Origin of the sequence: Lapillicoccus sp. (assembly GCF_025353065.1) — a bacterium.
Lineage (GTDB): Bacteria > Actinomycetota > Actinomycetes > Actinomycetales > Dermatophilaceae > Lapillicoccus.
Genome location: NZ_JANXRJ010000055.1, coordinates 1 through 15,996, shown reverse-complemented (window position 1 = coordinate 15,996; position 15,996 = coordinate 1). Strand labels below are relative to the sequence as shown.

15 protein-coding genes are annotated in these 15,996 nt (G+C 70.7%); 9 read left to right on the top strand and 6 right to left on the bottom strand.

What is annotated here, in order from left to right:
- Positions 1 to 81: 81 nt before the first annotated feature.
- Entirely contained in the window at positions 82 to 1,272 is a 1,191-nt protein-coding gene (locus tag Q0R63_RS05425) for an alpha/beta fold hydrolase (protein ID WP_295695078.1), read from the bottom strand.
- A gap of 58 nt (positions 1,273 to 1,330) precedes the next feature.
- On the opposite strand from Q0R63_RS05425, the gene Q0R63_RS05420 reads away from it, so the two are divergent.
- From Q0R63_RS05420 to efeB, 6 genes are all read left to right on the top strand, one after another.
- Positions 1,331 to 2,416 (top strand): ATP-dependent DNA ligase, encoded by a 1,086-nt coding sequence (locus Q0R63_RS05420; RefSeq protein WP_295695075.1) that lies wholly within the window; start codon positions 1,331 to 1,333, stop codon positions 2,414 to 2,416.
- 38 nt (positions 2,417 to 2,454) lie between these two features.
- Positions 2,455 to 2,844, top strand: a complete 390-nt coding sequence (locus Q0R63_RS05415) for a hypothetical protein (protein WP_295695073.1) — start codon at positions 2,455 to 2,457, stop codon at positions 2,842 to 2,844.
- Positions 2,823 to 3,569: a hypothetical protein gene (locus Q0R63_RS05410; RefSeq protein WP_295695071.1), complete on the top strand. Its 747-nt coding sequence runs from the start codon at positions 2,823 to 2,825 to the stop codon at positions 3,567 to 3,569. Before Q0R63_RS05415 ends, Q0R63_RS05410 begins: the two co-directional genes overlap by 22 nt.
- Before the next feature lie 135 nt (positions 3,570 to 3,704).
- Positions 3,705 to 5,354 (top strand): iron uptake transporter permease EfeU, encoded by a 1,650-nt coding sequence (gene efeU, locus Q0R63_RS05405; RefSeq protein ID WP_295695070.1) that lies wholly within the window; start codon positions 3,705 to 3,707, stop codon positions 5,352 to 5,354.
- Positions 5,344 to 6,603, top strand: a complete 1,260-nt coding sequence (efeO, locus tag Q0R63_RS05400; protein WP_295695067.1) for an iron uptake system protein EfeO — start codon at positions 5,344 to 5,346, stop codon at positions 6,601 to 6,603. Before efeU ends, efeO begins: the two co-directional genes overlap by 11 nt.
- A complete protein-coding gene (gene efeB, locus Q0R63_RS05395; protein WP_295695065.1) occupies positions 6,600 to 7,910 on the top strand; it encodes an iron uptake transporter deferrochelatase/peroxidase subunit in 1,311 nt (436 codons plus the stop codon). Before efeO ends, efeB begins: the two co-directional genes overlap by 4 nt.
- 92 nt (positions 7,911 to 8,002) lie before the next feature.
- On the opposite strand, the gene Q0R63_RS05390 is transcribed toward efeB, so the two are convergent.
- Positions 8,003 to 8,740 (bottom strand): FAD-dependent monooxygenase, encoded by a 738-nt coding sequence (locus Q0R63_RS05390; RefSeq protein WP_295695063.1) that lies wholly within the window; start codon positions 8,738 to 8,740, stop codon positions 8,003 to 8,005.
- A gap of 8 nt (positions 8,741 to 8,748) precedes the next feature.
- Positions 8,749 to 9,066, bottom strand: a complete 318-nt coding sequence (locus Q0R63_RS05385; protein WP_295695061.1) for a hypothetical protein — start codon at positions 9,064 to 9,066, stop codon at positions 8,749 to 8,751.
- A gap of 44 nt (positions 9,067 to 9,110) precedes the next feature.
- Between Q0R63_RS05385 and Q0R63_RS05380 the strand changes: the two genes are divergently transcribed.
- The gene (locus Q0R63_RS05380; protein WP_295695058.1) at positions 9,111 to 9,662 is read left to right on the top strand and encodes a VC0807 family protein; all 552 of its coding nucleotides are present in this window, start codon (positions 9,111 to 9,113) and stop codon (positions 9,660 to 9,662) included.
- Here the strand turns inward: Q0R63_RS05380 and Q0R63_RS05375 are convergent.
- Positions 9,619 to 10,065, bottom strand: coding sequence for an ankyrin repeat domain-containing protein (locus tag Q0R63_RS05375; protein ID WP_295695056.1), 447 nt, complete (start codon positions 10,063 to 10,065; stop codon positions 9,619 to 9,621). The genes Q0R63_RS05380 and Q0R63_RS05375 overlap by 44 nt on opposite strands.
- The gene (ligD, locus tag Q0R63_RS05370; protein ID WP_295695054.1) at positions 10,062 to 11,222 is read right to left on the bottom strand and encodes a non-homologous end-joining DNA ligase; all 1,161 of its coding nucleotides are present in this window, start codon (positions 11,220 to 11,222) and stop codon (positions 10,062 to 10,064) included. The genes Q0R63_RS05375 and ligD overlap by 4 nt, the downstream gene beginning before the upstream one ends.
- Positions 11,223 to 11,407: 185 nt before the next feature.
- Here ligD and Q0R63_RS05365 point away from each other — a divergent pair, with 185 nt between their 5' ends.
- Positions 11,408 to 14,170 carry a lamin tail domain-containing protein gene (locus Q0R63_RS05365; protein WP_295695051.1) on the top strand — a complete coding sequence of 921 codons (2,763 nt, stop codon included), beginning with the start codon at positions 11,408 to 11,410 and terminating at the stop codon, positions 14,168 to 14,170.
- Positions 14,171 to 14,277: 107 nt separating this feature from the next.
- Entirely contained in the window at positions 14,278 to 14,697 is a 420-nt protein-coding gene (gene msrB / locus Q0R63_RS05360; RefSeq protein ID WP_295695049.1) for a peptide-methionine (R)-S-oxide reductase MsrB, read from the top strand.
- 188 nt (positions 14,698 to 14,885) lie between these two features.
- Here msrB and Q0R63_RS05355 read toward each other — a convergent pair whose 3' ends face one another.
- A complete protein-coding gene (locus Q0R63_RS05355; RefSeq protein WP_295695047.1) occupies positions 14,886 to 15,815 on the bottom strand; it encodes a type IV toxin-antitoxin system AbiEi family antitoxin domain-containing protein in 930 nt (309 codons plus the stop codon).
- Positions 15,816 to 15,996: the final 181 nt, after the last annotated feature.

The window sequence follows — 15,996 nt, the reverse complement described above, 5'->3', positions numbered from 1 at the left end:
GCCGGTTATAACCGGCGTCAACCCCCTTGACGCAGCGTCAACCCCCCTCTGCCGGCGCCGCGGATGTCAGGATCAGCGGCATCATCTCCGCAGGAATTCCTCGACGACCCGCTCCCAGCGGGCCGGGTCGAGGTTCCACTCCGTGCAGTGCCGGGCGGTGTCCCACCGCTCCCAGGTCACGAGATCCGGACGGGCAGCAGCCAGGGCGCGCGAGGGTCCGACCGGGACGAACTCGTCGTCCACGGAGTGCTGGATGAGGATGCGGTGCCGCAGCTCGTCGGCGCGGTCGACCCAGTTCGTGCGGGCCACGTCGACCGGGTCGTGGACTCCGACCAGGCGGCGCGTCGACGGGCGACCCATGAGGCCGGTACCCAGGTCTCGCAGGGGTGCCGGCACGTGGTGCATCCGCGCGTGGTGGGCGAGGACGTCGCCCCAGTCGACGACGGGCGAGTCGAGGACCACCGCCTCGACGCGATCGCTCAACATGGAGCGGCTCAGCGTCTGGAGGGCGATGGCCCCGCCCATCGACCAGCCGACGAGGACGATCCCGCGCGCGCCGTGCTCCACGGCATACGACATCGCGGCCTCGACGTCGCGCCACTCGCTGAGCCCGAGGTTGTAGCGGCCGTCCGGCGCCGGCGGGGCTCCGACGTCGTTGCGGTAGGAGATGACGAGACACGTGTAGCCGAGGCGGCTCAGCGTCGGGAGTGCCCGCAGGCACTCCTCGCGCGGCGCCCCGCGGCCGTGGATCAGGACCGCCCACCGGCCGTTGGGGGTCTCCGGCTCGAGCAGCCAGGCCGGCATCGGTCCGAGCTCGGTCTCGACCGCGACGTCGCGGCTCGGCAGGCTCATGCTCGTCTGCGGGGAGTCCCCGTAGTAGTAGGGATTCCAGCGAGCAGGCCCGGGCGCCAACGCCCCCCGGTCCACGGTGTGCAACGCCCGCACCACCTCGTGGCGCTCTTCGTCACGGCGGAGGACGTCGCCGACCCGCGCGTGCCCGGCTCCCCCGTCCAGCCACAGGCCGTAGCGACCTGGCAGGGCGGTGTCGGCGGTCGTGCGCAGCGTCACCTCGTCGTCCTCGACGGCGAGCACCGACGTGTCGTCCGGCCGGCGGTGGTCGGGCGTCAGGACCAGGCGGGCGAAGACCATCGCGGTCGCGAGGCTGCCGGCGAGGAGTCCCGTCCCGAAGGCGACCCCACCGAGCAGGCCTGCGCGAGTAGCTCGCCCGGTACGGCTTCGGCCGGCTGCGAGGGTCTGGGCGTTCTGCGGCACGCGGCCCATCGTCGCAGGCCACGTCGGGTCCACCCACCTGTGGGCGGTCCGGGCCACAATGGGGTCCGTGGACCAGCCGATCGACCTGCCCCTCCAGCCGATGCTCGCGAAGGCCGTGAAGGGGGTGCCGGCCGCCGACAGCGTCCCCGGCGGGCTGATGTACGAACCGAAGTGGGACGGGTTCCGCTGTCTCGTCCTCCGCGACGGCGACGAGGTCGAGCTGGCCAGCCGCGGGAGCAAGCCCCTGACGCGCTACTTCCCCGAGGTCGTCGAGGCGGTGCGGCGGCTGCTGCCGACCCGGTGCGTCGTCGACGCCGAGATCGTGGTGCGGGACGGGGCCGCAGGAGCCGAGCGCCTGCAGTGGGAACACCTCTCGCAGCGGATCCACCCCGCCGAGTCCCGCATCCGCAGGCTCTCGGAGGAGACGCCCGCCGAGCTGGTCTGCTTCGACCTGCTGGCGCTCGGCGACGAGTCGCTCCTCGACCGGCCGCTGCGCGAGCGTCGGGCCCGGCTCGAGGAGTCGCTCTCCGGTCTGGAGGAGAGCGACCCGATCCACGTGACGCAGGCGACGACCGACGCCGAGGTCGCCCGTGACTGGTTCGAGCGCTTCGAGGGTGCCGGGCTGGACGGCGTCGTCGCCAAACCCCTCGACCAGCCCTACGCGCCGGGCAAGCGGACCATGCTCAAGATCAAGCACCACCGCTCGGCCGACGCGGTGGTCTACGGATACCGCGTGCACAAGTCGGGCCAGGGCGTCGGGTCGCTTCTCCTCGGTCTGTATGCCGCGGTGGAGGGCGAGGAGCGGCTGGTGCCGGTCGGTGGCATCGCGGCCTTCACCAACGCCCGGCGGCTCGAGCTCGTGGCGGAGTTCGATCCGCTCGTCGCCCGGGACGAGGACGGCAACCCCGTCGATGCCGAGACCGACCGGTCGCGGTTCTCCGGCAGCAAGGAGGTCTCCTTCGTGCCGGTGCGGCCGGAGCGCGTCGTCGAGGTGGCCTTCGACCAGATGGAGGGGCTGCGGTTCCGGCACGCCGTCACCTTCCTGCGCTGGCGGCTTGACCGGGAGCCGCGCTCCTGTCGGCTCGATCAGGTCGACCGGGCACCCGCCTACGACCTCGCAGAGGTCCTCACCGGGAACGGTTGAGCGCCGGCCCGCCTCCTCATGGTCGAAGGAGGTGGGTGATGCGCGGTGCCAAGGTCGTGGGGATGGTCGTGGTGGTCGCCCTGCTGGTCGGCTGCGGCCGTGGCTCGGCAGCTGCGGACGGGGCGGTCGGCACGGCCACTCCCCTGCCGGCTGGGGTCATCGTGGCGCAGTACGCGTACGGCAGCGGCGACGCCGGTGGCGGTCACGGGACGTTACTGTCCCTGTTCGACGAGCAGTCGGGCCGACACCTGCGCGACCTGGTGCACCTCGACGACGGTTCCGCGTGGGACCTGGCTCGTTCTCGCGGACCACCGACGGTTCCATCGTCTACGCGCTGGCCCATCGACCGCTTCATGGGGGCGACGTCGCCAACCCCTCGCCGGAGGCGGGGAGCTGCGGCGGCAGCGTGTATCGGCTCAGCGCCGTGACGGGACAGGTGCGTTCGCTCTTCACCGTCGTCTCCGACATGACGATCCGGGAGCCGGCGGTGAGCCCGGACGGCGATTCGGTGGCATACCTGAGCCAGCCCTGCACCGCGGCAGCAGGTCATCCCCGAACCGTTACCGTGCGGGCAGTGGCGACCGGTCGCGAACGGCGGATCTCCGTCCCCTCGGCATCAGCAGGACACGTCTCCTGGCGCGGCGACGACGCCGAGCTCGCCATCGCCGTCTCGTTCCCCGGGCAGCAGGGCGGAGCCGACGCGGCGGGCTACGTCGTGGTCCCGGCTGATGCCGATGGAGCGCAGCCCCGCCGGACAGTGCGGCCCGCGCCGGACCCGGGCTGCCTCGTGACGGCGGCGGCATTTGTCGCTGGTGCTGTGTCATCCGGTGGTGCTGTGTCATCCGGTGGTGCTGTGGCGACCGGTGCAGACGACATCGTGCTGGCCGAGGGTTGCCCCGATCTGGTGACCCCGCCGGCCCGGCTCGTCCAGCGGGTCGGGTCGGGACCGGACGTGAGGTGGCACGCCAGCACCGGCCTGTGCCCCAACGGGATGACCCTGGCGAGCAACCCGCAGGGACGCCTGATCGTCACCTCGACCGCGTCGTGTGGCGACCGCGAGCCCGTGGACGTCATGCAGGTCTGGGACGCTCAGCACTCGCGCGAGATCGGCCGCTACGTCAACCCCATGCAGTTCGTGACCGGTTCAACCTGACAACGACCACGACGGGTGTCGATCCAGCTCAGGAAGCCGATGGTGGACGCGCCATCAAAGTATGGGTAGCCTTACCTAACTTCGTGGCCGCCTCGGGTGTGCCGGTCCCCGACATCCGAATCGCAGGTTGGTCCCGTGCTCGCAACGTTCGTGATCGGCCTCCGGGAGGGCCTCGAGGCCGCGCTGATCGTCGGCATCGTCGCCGCGTTCCTGGCGAAGAACGGTCGCCTGCTGCTGCCGATGTGGGTCGGCGTCATCGCCGGAATCGTCCTCAGTGCCGGTGTCGGCGTCACCCTCAAGCTGATCGAGTCCAGCCTCGACCAGTCGGCCCAGGAGGGGATGGAGACCGTCATCGGCGCGGTCGCCGTCGTCTTCGTCACCGGGATGATCCTCTGGATGGCGACGCACGCCCGGTTCCTCAAGAAGGACCTGGAGTCGTCGGCGCAGGACGCGCTCGGCAACGGCAGTTCGCGGGCGCTCGTCCTGATGGCCTTCCTGGCGGTCCTCAAGGAGGGCATCGAGACCTCGGTCTTCCTCCTGGCGACCTTCCAGGCGTCGACCAGCGCACCTCTCGCCGCGAGCGGAGCCGTCCTCGGGATACTTGTCTCGATCGGGATCGGCTACGGGCTCTACAGCGGTGGCGTGAAGGTCGACCTCGCCAAGTTCTTCAAGGTCACGAGTGTGTTCCTCGTCCTCGTCGCGGCCGGGCTCGTGGTCAGCGCGCTGCGCACGGCCTTCGAGGCTGGCTGGCTCGTCGCCGGTCAGCAGCGCACGGTCGACCTGGCCTGGCTGGCGCCCCGAGGGTCGATCCAGAGTGCCGTGCTGACCGGCGTCCTCGGCATCCCCGCCGACCCCCGGATCATCGAGGTCATCGGCTGGCTCTGCTACCTCGTGCCGATGGTGCTCATCCTCTTCTGGCCGGCGCGGCACCGCCTGTCCGCGCGGCAGGGAGCCCGACTGAGGCTCGGGGTCGGCGCCGTGCTCGTCGTCGGTGCAGCGGTCCTCGCCCTGGCCGTCCCGGTCCCGCACCTGATCGACCAGGGACCCGTGAGCCTCGTCGACGCGTCGGGTGCGCGCGTCGGGTCGGCCGTCCTGGTCGGGGGTGGAGGTGCCGGCAGTAGCGGTGGCAGCGGAAGCAGAGTCGGCGGCAGCGGCTCGATCACCGTGACGATCGGCTCGACCACCTCGTCAATCCCGTTGTCGGGCGGCGCTGCAGGCCAGCACGACGGCATACCCGCGATGCAGTTGGTCCAGGAGGTGTCGTCCGACACGTCTTCGCTTCCCACGTCCGTGACCCTCACGCAGCTGGTCGCGCTCGGTGGTGGACGCGTGCCCGTCGGCGTCCAGCCGCAGCGCAACCCGGGTCCCTTCACCGCGACGTGGTCGCGGACGGGGTCGCGCGAGGTCTGGGTCGCGCAGGGGCAGCTGCTGGACGTGAGCCAGCGCGATGTCGTCGTGCTCACCGTCACCGGCGGCGGCCTGCCGGCCTCGCGGACCGTGAGGCTCCCCGCCGGGACCATCCTCCCCGACGGCAGCACCCCCGGCTCGTGGTCGACGGATCCGGCGCACGGCCAGGCCGTCGCGGCCGCCCTCCAGACTCTCGCTTCCCGCGCCGCCGAAGCATCCTTCTGGCGGCGTCTGCTCCCTGCCGGGATGGTGATCGCCGCGCTGGTGCTCGCGCTCAACGCCTGGCGGTCCCCGTCCAGCACTCCGCGGCATACCGAGCCCGCGACATCACAGCAGGCCACGCGCACCGACACAAGGAGCACCGCAGATGCCCGTTAACCCCACTCGCCGTTGGCTGTTCGTCGTCGCCAGCGCGTCCGTCGTCTGCCTGGCGCTGACCGCCTGCGGCGGGAACGGTGCGAACGCCGGCGGTGACACAGCGGTCACGGCAGGCACCTCAGCCGCCGTGGCCCCCGTGAGCAACGGTGCCGCGCAGGTGAGAGTCACGGCGACCCAGAAGAACGGCAAAGACACGTGCCTCCTCGACCACGTCTCTGCCGCAACGGGGCCCGTCACCTTCACCGTCAGCAACACCGACTCGACGGGCATCACCGAGATCGAGCTGCTCAGCGACGCCCGCATCCTCGGTGAGAAGGAGAACCTCGCGCCCGGCCTCGCGCCCGTGACGTTCACCGCGACGCTGTCCGGCGGCACCTACCAGATCTACTGTCCCGGAGCCGATCCCGAGACGCAGCCGTTCACCGTCACGGGCCGGGCGGCCGCCACGCCGACCGGCTCGACCCAGGTGGTGCTGGCCGACGGCGTCACGGGATACGCGGCCTATGTCCGGGGCGTCATCACCGACATGCAGGGTGCGGTCGCGCAGCTCCGGACCGCGGTCGACTCCGGCGACGTCGTTGCCTCGAAGAAGGCCTACGCCACCGTGCGGCCCTACTACGAGAAGGTCGAGTCCGACGTCGAGGGCTTCATCGAGTCCGGCGCCGACCCGACGAAGAACGCCGGCAACCTCGACTACCTCGTCGACATGCGCGGCTCCAACCTCGACCCCGAGGTGGGCTGGACCGGGATGCACGCCATCGAGCGCGACCTCTGGCAGGGCGGCGCGATCACCCCCCAGACCAAGAAGTATGCCGCCGACCTCCAGACCGACATCGGCAAGCTGACGGCGGTGGCCAGGACCCTGACCTACAAGCCTGAGGACCTCGCCAACGGTGCAGCAGGACTCCTCGAAGAGGTGCAGTCGGGCAAGATCACCGGCGAGGAGGAGGCCTTCAGCCACCTCGACCTCGTCGACTTCTCGGCCAACGTCGAGGGCGCGCAGCAGGCGTTCTCTTTCCTCGAGCCCGGCCTCATGACGATCGACCCGGCCCTCACCGCCCAGATCACGGCGCAGTTCACGCTCGTCCGCAACCAGCTCAGCACCTACCGGGACGCCTCGCAGCTGGGCGGCTTCAAGCCCTACACGGCGGCGCTCAGGGCGACGGACGCGGCGGCCCTGAGCAAGGCGGTCCAGGGTCTCCAGGACCCGCTATCCCGGATCGCGGAGAAGGTGGCGACGGCCCGGTGACCGAGCCCGACCCGCAGTCACCCTCAAGCACCCACGACAACATCCCGGCACCCGCCGGACGTGGCGTGTCCCGCCGTCGGTTCTTCCAGGGCGCAGCCGGTGGAGTCGCCGTCGGCGCCCTCGGTGCCGGCGGAGCCTGGGCGGCGTCCACCACCTCCGCCTCTCCCCCGGCCGCCGCCGACCCCGACGTCGTCGACCTCACCCGGCAGGTGGCGTTCTACGACGCGACTCATCAGGCCGGCATACAGACCAGGCCGCAGCGGTATGCCGTGTTCATGACCTTCGACATGGCCACCGGCACGACGGCCACGGACCTCCAGACGCTGCTCGCGCGCTGGTCGGCCGCATGTGCCCGGCTGATGTCGGGGCAGGCGATCGGCACCGTCGAGCCGTCGCGCGTCGACGCCGTGGCCCAGGACAGCGGCGAGGCGTCCGGCCTCGAGCCGGCCAGCCTCACCGTCACGGTCGGGCTCGGCCCCGGCCTCTTCGACGAGCGGTTCGGGCTGAAGAGCAAGCGACCCCAGCTGCTTTCGGCGCTCCCCGCGCTGCCGAGCGACCGTCTGCAACCGGAGCTGACAGGCGGTGACCTCAGTCTCCAGGCCTGCGCCGACGACCCCCAGGTCGCCTACCACGCGGTCCGCAACCTGGCCCGGATGGTGCGCGGCACCGCGCAGATCCGCTGGACCGTCCTCGGCTTCGGCCGGGCGTCGGCCGGCCGCGGGCAGCAGACCCCCCGCAACCTGATGGGCTTCAAGGACGGCACCCGCAACGTCTCGGTCGGCGGCGTCGGTGACGACGACGAGCACGTGTGGGTCACCGACGACGACTGGATGACGGGCGGCACCTACCAGGTGGCCCGCAAGATCTCGATGAACCTCGAGATCTGGGACGCCGACCCGGTGAGCGACCAGCAGGAGATCTTCGGCCGCTCGAAGCTGGAAGGCGCCCCCCTCAGCGGCAAGGACGAGCACGACGTCCCCGACTTCTCTGCCAAGACCGCGTCGGGGAAGCTGGCGATCGGACCCACCTCCCACATCGCTCTTGCCGCCCACGAGAACAACAACGGCACCAAGATCCTGCGGCGCGGCTACAACTACACCGACGGCCTCAACTCCGTCGGCCAGCTCGACGCCGGCCTGCTCTTCCTCGCCTACATGAAGGACCCGGCGCAGTTCGTCACGCTGCAGCGCAAGCTCGGCCGGGCCGACCGGCTCAACGAGTACATCGCGCACATCGGCTCCGCCGTCTTCGCCGTGCCGCCGTCCCCCCGGACTGGCCACTACCTCGCCGAGGGCCTCTTCACCTGATCCCCTGCGCCCCCCGACCTCGCCCCGTCACATGCTGACCTGTTGCGGTGCGATCCGCGAATCGGTCCGATCAACAGCGTGATTCGCAGATCTCACCGCAACAAGTGGGTCTCTCCGGGCCCCGGCTCGGTAGCCCAGATGCCGGACCCGGCGCCGTGGCCGGGGGTCGCACGTTGCCGGAGCTGCTCGGTCGACTGGCGAAGGGCGGCCGCCGCCCGGAGACCCGTGAGGGCGGGTGGGGACAACCATCGCCGTGCCCGGAGCGGCATCAGCGAGGCCCGCAGGGCGTCGTGCGCGTAGTCGGCCATCTGACGTCGAGAGGCCTCGATCGCCATCGCCGGGGTCGTCCGCCCCGAGGCCACCTCGGTGAGCTGGCGGGCGAGGACGTCGGCGTCCCGGATGGCGGTCGCAGCGCCTCGACCGCCCGTCGGGGGCATCGCGTGGACCGCGTCACCGATGGCGGTGATCGGTCCCGTCCTCCAGCTGGCCATCGGCTGTCCGGGATCTGCCGCGACGTAGGGGAAGGCAGTCAGGCTCTCCGAGGTAGCGGCGGTGACGAGCGTCCGGACCGCCGGCGACCAGCTGCCCGCGATCCGAGCGGCAGTGTCTCGCGGGTCATCAGGCCCGCTCGTGGTGCGACCCGAGGACTCATCCAGCGTGAACCCCCAGAGGAGGTAGGGGTCCTCGACCCGCGGCTCGACCGCGCCGCACATCCGGGCGTCGACCCTCGCGCTGGTCGCATCGTGGAGCGACAGGAAGAGCAGCGCCCGGTCGGGACCGACGGCGAACCCAGGTCCCGACCACAGGTCGCGAGGCAGCAGAGCGCGCACGAGAGGAGTCAGCGTGTCCGGCCGGCGAGCCCGGATGCCCTCAGCCGGTGCGATGTCGGCCGTCCCGCCAGCTCGCTCGCGATCCGTGACCGTGCCCCGTCGGCGGCCACCACGAGGTGGGCCACCCGCTCGGTCCCGTCTGCGAGAGACACCGTCACCTTCCCGTCGGACGCGACGGACGCCGTGGTGACCTCGGAGTCCCAGTGGATGATCTCCTCGAGTCCCTGGCAGAGCAACGAGCGCAGAGGTATGCGACCGATCATGACGTCGTCGATGGCGTCGCGGCGACTGAGGCGGACGACGGTCCGCAGTCGCTGGTCCATCACGGCGAACTGCCGGAAGCTGTCGACATCCGGGGCGCTGGGCCCTCGTGGTCGCCGCCGGCGTCTCCCTGGTCGTCATCGTCACACGGGGGATCCGGACCCGCCGGGTCACGTCCCTCGGCCTGCTCGTCCTCTTCCGGTTCGCGGCCGGGATCGTCGTCGCGCTCGTCACGGGCGACGCCCGACTCGAGATCGTCAAGGACCTCGTCATCACCGGATCCATCGGCCTGATCGCCTGCGCCACTCTCGTCCTCGACCGTCCCCTCATCGCCCGCATCCGGCGCGACGTGTCCTCCGACCCGGGCGGGTTCGATCGTCTGTGGACCGGCCACCGATCGTTCCGTCGGCTCCACCAACGGATCACCCTCGCCTGGGCCGGTGTCCTCCTCGTCGAGGCCGCCATCGGGATCACGGTCTCCTACGCCCTTCCGATCACCAGCGCCGTCCTCATCACGAAGCTCCTCAGCCCCATCGTGATCGTGGCCCTGATCGCCTGGACGGAGTGGCGGGCCGCAGCCTGGGGCCGCCGCCCCCGAGCCGCAAGGAGTGGGGGTCTCAGACCTCGCGCTCGAGGAGCTCGGTCATCTCGGGCAGGGTGAACCAGTCGGCCACGGCGTGGGCGTTGGGTGAGCCGAGCTCGGGGTCGGCGCCGGCGGCCAGTAGGTGCTCGACGATGGGGCCGGCACCGTGGAGAACTGCTGCTACCAGGGCGGTCTGGTCGCGGTCGTTGACCCGCGTCGTGTCGGCGCCGCGGTCGAGCAGGGCTCGGACGAGGTCGCCGTGCTCGTGGTGTGCCGCGAGGATCAGCAGGGTGTCGCCCGTGTCGTCGGTCAGGTCGACGGGCCCGCCGCGGTCGACGTAGCTGGCCACCGTCGCGGTGTCACCCGTGCGCGCCGCGTCGAAGACCGCGTGGACCAAGGCGATCTGCGCGTCGGTGTATGCCGTTCCGGTGGGCTGCACGTCGGTGTATGCCGTTCCGGCGGCCTGTTCGTCGTCGGTCACCCCTCGTCCTTCTTCGGCTTGGCCGGCCGGGGGGAGGACCGCCGCTGACGGGCCGACTCCCAACCGCCGGGCGGCTCCTCGGGGTTGTCGCGCAGGTAGCCGCCCTCGGACTTATGGTAGTCCTCGTCGTCGTAGCGCTGCTTCGACGGCTGCACCCGCGGCGGCTCCCCCGGCATCTTCGGGTAGTCGGGCGGGAAGTTCAGCTCGCCGAGGCCGTCGGCCAGGTCGCGGTCCCACCAGGCCAGCGCCGACCCCAGGTCGCCCGGTGCGTCGTTGATGGTCGCCCACGGATCAGCATGTGTCGCAACGAGGTCGGGCACCGTGAGGACGGTGAAGTCACCGGAGGTGACGTCGGGGAGGTGGTCCCAGCTGCACGGCATACTGACGGGAGCGCCGGGGAGCGGGCGGGGGCTGTAGGCCGAGGCGATGGTGCGGTCGCGGTTCGCCTGGTTGAAGTCGACGAAGATCTTGTCGCCGCGCTCCTCCTTCCACCACGCCGTCGTGACGAGGTCGGGGAGCCGCCGCTCGAGCTCGCGGGCGATGGCGATGACGCCGTGGCGCACGTCGAGGAACTCGTGCTCGGGCGTGATCCGGGAGTAGACGTGGATGCCGCGGTTGCCCGAGGTCTTCGGGTAGGCGACGAGCCCGAGGTCCTCGATGACCCCGCGCAGGGTGGTCGCGGCCTCGATGACGTCGCCGAAGGTGCGGCCCGGCTGGGGGTCGAGGTCGATCCGCAGCTCGTCCGGGTTGTCGAGCGCCCCGGGCGAGTCCGAGACCGTCACCGGCCACGGGTGGAAGGTGATGGTGTTCATCTGCACGGCCCAGACGGCGGTGGCCAGCTCGTCGATGACGAGCTGGGGGTGGCTGCGCCCCGAGGGGTAGGTCACCGTGACGGTGCGGCTGAACGCCGGGACGCCCTTGGGCGGGTTCTTGGAGTAGAACTCCTCGCCCCCGACCCCCGTCGGGAACCGCTGGAGAGTGACCGGCCGGTGCCCGACGAGGGCCATGAAGCGGTCACCGACCGCGAGCAGATAGCGGGCGAGGTCGAGCTTGGTGATGCCCGCGTCCGGCCAGAGGACCCGGCCCGGACTGGAGATCCGGACCTCCCTCGGACCGTCCGGACCCGGGACCTCGAGCATCGTGGCGTCAGCTGCCATGGGGGCAGCGTAGAGCCAGCCGAGGCCCAGAAGAGAACCCGCCGAGAACCCGCCGCTGGCCAGCCCGATCGCCTCCAGTTCCTTACCCACTGTTTACCCAGCGATCATGCATCCGTTCCCCAGGACCGCCTAGTTTCAGGGGGCTGCCGCCCGCCGTCCCCCAACCTCCAGGGAGCTCCTCCTCCATGACCGCCATCCGCCGTGCCGCCGTCGTGGCCGCGTCCACCGCCGCCTTCGTCAGCACCGGACTCGTCGTGACCGCCCCCCTCGCCCGGGCCGTCGACACCTCGTCCGCCGTCGTCATCAGCGAGGTCTACGGCGGAGGTGGCAACTCCGGGGCGACCCTGAAGCAGGACTTCATCGAGCTCTACAACAAGGGCACGACCCCGGTCGACGTCTCCGGGTGGTCCGTCCAGTACGGCTCCGCCACGGGCACCACGTATGCCGCGACCCCGCTCACCGGCAGCATCGCCGCCGGCGCGTACTACCTCATCGGGGAGGCCAAGGGCTCCGGGGGCACCGTGGACCTCCCGCCGGCCGACGTCACGGGCACACTGGCCCTGAGCGGCACCGCGGGCAAGGTGGCCCTGTCGACCTCGGCGACCGCCCTCACGTGTGCGGCGACCTGCAGCACGACGGCGGGCGTCGTCGACCTCGTCGGCTACGGCTCCACCGCCAACGACTCCGCCGGGATGCACCCGGCCCCCGCACAGACGAGTACGACGGCCGACCAGCGCTCCGCGACCGGCACGAACACCGGTGACAACGCGGCCGACTTCGTCGCCGCCGCCCCGACACCGAAGGCCGCTCCCGGTGGCACGACGCCGCCGCCCGACCCGTGCACGGCGTCCCCGCTGCCGCCCGAGTGCACACCGGGGACCACCACGATCCAGGACATCCAGGGCTCCGGCTTCCTGTCGCCGCTCAAGGGCCAGACGGTCGAGCGGGTGCCCGGCATCGTCACCGCCGTGCGGTCCACCGGCACCGGCCGCGGCTTCTGGATCCAGCAGCCGACGCGCGACGACGCGCGGCCCGCGGCCTCGTCCGGTGTGTTCGTCTTCAGCAGCACGGCGCCGACCGTGACGGTCGGCGACTCGGTGCTGATCACCGGCACGGTCAGCGACTTCTACCCCGGTGGCGCTCCGAGCCCGACCCAGGCCAACCTCTCGACCACCGAGCTGAGCCCGACGACGACCACGACGGTCAGCCACGGAGCACCGCTGCCCGCACCGCTCGTCCTCACCCCGGACACGGTGCCGACCCTGTATGCCCCGACCGTCCCCGCCGACAGCGACGGCAACCACAACATCGAGAGCATCACCACGGTCGACCCGAGCCACTCGGCGCTCGAGTTCTGGGAGGCCCACGAGGGCATGCTCGTCTCGGTCGCCGACGCGCGCGTCGTCGGCCCGGGCAAGGCGACGTTCGGTGAGATCTACGTGACGACCAAGCCGGCCGAGCTCGCCACGCCGCGCGGCGGGGCCTACCTCCCGAGCTATGCGGGCACCCCCAGCGGTCGCCTGCTCGTCTCCCCGGTCAACGGGGTCGTGCCCCCGGCCAACGTCGGTGACGTGCTCACCGGCACGACGAGCGGCCCGGTCGACTGGTCGAGCTTCGGTGGCTACGACATCGCGGCCACGGCCATCGGCGCCCGCCAGGACAACGGCCTCACCCCGACCTCCGCCACGGTGCAGGCCACGGACCAGCTGGCCATCGCGACCTACAACGTCCAGAACCTCGCGCCGAGCGACGCACAAAGCAAGTACGACGCCCTCGCCGCGGGCGTCGTGAACAACCTCAAGATGCCCGACGTCATCGCCGTCGAAGAGATCCAGGACAACAGCGGCGCCACCGACGACGGCGTCGTCGCGTCGGACCAGACCGTCGCCAAGCTCACCGCAGCCATCACGGCTGCGGGCGGCCCGGCATACTCCTCCGCCTCGATCGACCCGGTGAACGACGCCGACGGCGGCCAGCCGGGCGGCAACATCCGCTCGGTCTTCCTCTACAACCCCGATCGGGTCACCTTCGTCGCCAAGCCCGGCGGCGACTCCACGACCCCGGTCACGGTGACCGTCGGCGCCGACGGGACCCCCGAGCTGTCCGCCAGCCCGGGCCGGGTCGACCCGGGCAACACCGCGTGGACCAGCTCGCGCAAGCCGCTCGCCGGGGAGTTCGTCTTCGGCGGCAAGAAGGTCATCGTCGTCGCCAACCACTTCAACTCCAAGGGCGGCGACCAGACGGCCGACGGCCGGTTCCAGCCGCCGACCCGCTCGTCGGAGGTCCAGCGCACCCAGCAGGCCACCGTCCTCAACGGGTTCGTCAAGCAGGTCCTGGCGGCCGACCCGCGCGCCAACGTCGTCCTCGCCGGGGACTTCAACGACTACCAGTTCTCGGGTCCGGTCACGACGCTCACCGACAACGGCGCGACGCTGACCGACCTCATCACGACGCTCCCCGCGAACGAGCGATACACCTACGTCTTCAACGGCATCTCGCAGGTCCTCGACCACATCTTCACCTCGAAGGCGCTGACCGACGTGAGCTACGACGTCGTCCACCTCAACTCGGAGTTCGCCAACCAGACCTCCGACCACGACCCGCAGGTCGTCCGGATCCGACCCGGCCCGACGCCCGCGGTCAACGTCAGGAAGACCTACCAGCACGCGGGCCGCGACGTCGGTCTCGGGCTCTCGGGCTGGGCGCCGCGGACCATGCTCACCATCACCCTCGACGGGACCACCCCGCTCGCGACCTACACGACCAAGAAGCTCGGCCGCGGCAGCCTCACGGTGACCCTCCCCAGCACCACCTCGAAAGGCGTCCACCAGATCGTGGTCACCGCACCGGACGGGACCACCGCCTCGGGAGCGGTCACCGTCACCCGCGCCTGCCCGTCGGTCACCGCCGACGACCGAGCGCTCGAGGCGCTGGCGGGGGCCTGCTGACCTGACCTTACGGTGGAGTGACGACTCCCCCGCAGACACAGGGCCGGGGAACGTTTCCCCGGCCCTGCGTTGTTGGAGGGGATGTGTTCGGACTAAGGAGAAACAAGATGAGTGACACGACCAGGTCGTATGCCGTGGCCAAGACCGACGAGCAGTGGCGCGAGAGCCTGACCAAGGCGGAGTACGACGTGCTGCGCCGGGCCGGCACAGAGCGCCCCTACGTCGGCGAGTACACCGACACCAAGACCGAGGGCGTCTACAGCTGTCGTGCGTGCGGGTCGGAGCTCTTCCGCAGCGACACGAAGTTCGACTCGCACTGCGGATGGCCGTCCTTCTACGCGCCGCTCGCCGAAGACCGGGTCGAGTACATCGAGGACCGGTCGATGGGCGCCAAGCGGGTCGAGGTGCGTTGCGCCAACTGCGGGTCGCACATGGGCCACGTCTTCGAGGGCGAGGGCTACGGCACCCCGACCGACCAGCGTTTCTGCATCAACTCGATCAGCGTGAAGCTGGAGCCGAAGGCCTGACGCCACGTCGTCCCTTTATCGGGTGACCCGATAAAGGGGCGCTCCGCGTGGGAAGGTCACGTCGTCCCTTTATCGGGTGACGGGATAAAGGGGCGCTCCGCGTGGGAACCGTTGTCCATCGAACCACCCCCTTGTCCGGGTCAGGGGCGCGGGGGCTCCATCACGGCAGCGCCTCCTTCGCGGCAGCGTCATGCTGCCGGACCACGCGCACCCGCAGCGTCGGCCATCGCCTGCCGGATGCGAAAGAGCACCAGTTGGGGACGCTGCAGCTCGGCCCACGTCACCCGGACGATGACGTATCCGAGTCGGCGCAACCGGTCCTCTCGAGCCTTCTCCGCAATGAGGGTGTTGGCCCCACCTTCGCGATACTTCACCAGGCCGTCGAACTCGATGAGCACATTCGTGCCCTCGACACCGAAGTCCACGCGCGCCACGAAGCACTTCTCGTTGTCGAGAACGACCTGCTGGGGAATGACTGGAATGCCTGCCACCGACAGATCGATGCGGAGGCGGGACTCCCCCACGGACTCGGACCGGCCGTCCATCAGGCTCAACATCGTCGTGACCCGTGCCGAGTGCGGCCACCCACTCACGGTGCCAGCGACCCGACGCAGTTCCTCCGAGGTGATCTTCGCCGTGTGCAGGGCCTGATCGGCCGCCACCACGCCGGCGACGATCCCGTGATCGAGGGTCATCTGGATGATGGCGAGGGCGGGCGTCGTGGCAGAGCCGAGGTCGGTGCTGCACACCGTTGCGTCAGTCTTCGGCCGGATCACGAAGCTCTGGGTGATGACTTCGGACGTCACGGCCCTCTGCAGCCAGACGCGGCTGAGGTCCACCCCATGGACGGGTAGCTCGTGTGCGAGGACGGCACTCGTGCGACTGAGCACGGCATCCGGATAGAGCAGCAGGCCGCCGCGACACAGTGCCTTGTGCTTCCCCTCCGTGGTCTGCAGGTCCGGCGTCGGCACGACATACAGGCTGCGACCGAGGTCGTGGAGCGCTCCGCTTCGCACTGCCTCGCGCAGCGCCCGCTTGTCCCATCCCAGGGCTCGCGCCGCAGCCGTGGTCACGACCCCGCCGTGTGTGGCCGCCATCCTCAGCATCGCATCGTCCATGATTCCGAGGATCGATGACGAATGGTCCCTTGCGCCAGACGCGATCGAGAGGCTGTGGATAGTGGGGTTGCGGGCGTGGGGGATGTGGACAACCAGCGATCAGCCCCACCAGACAACGGGACGGTCCGCGTGAGAACGGTTGTCCTGGAGAGCGTCCCTTTATCGGGTCACCCGATAAAGG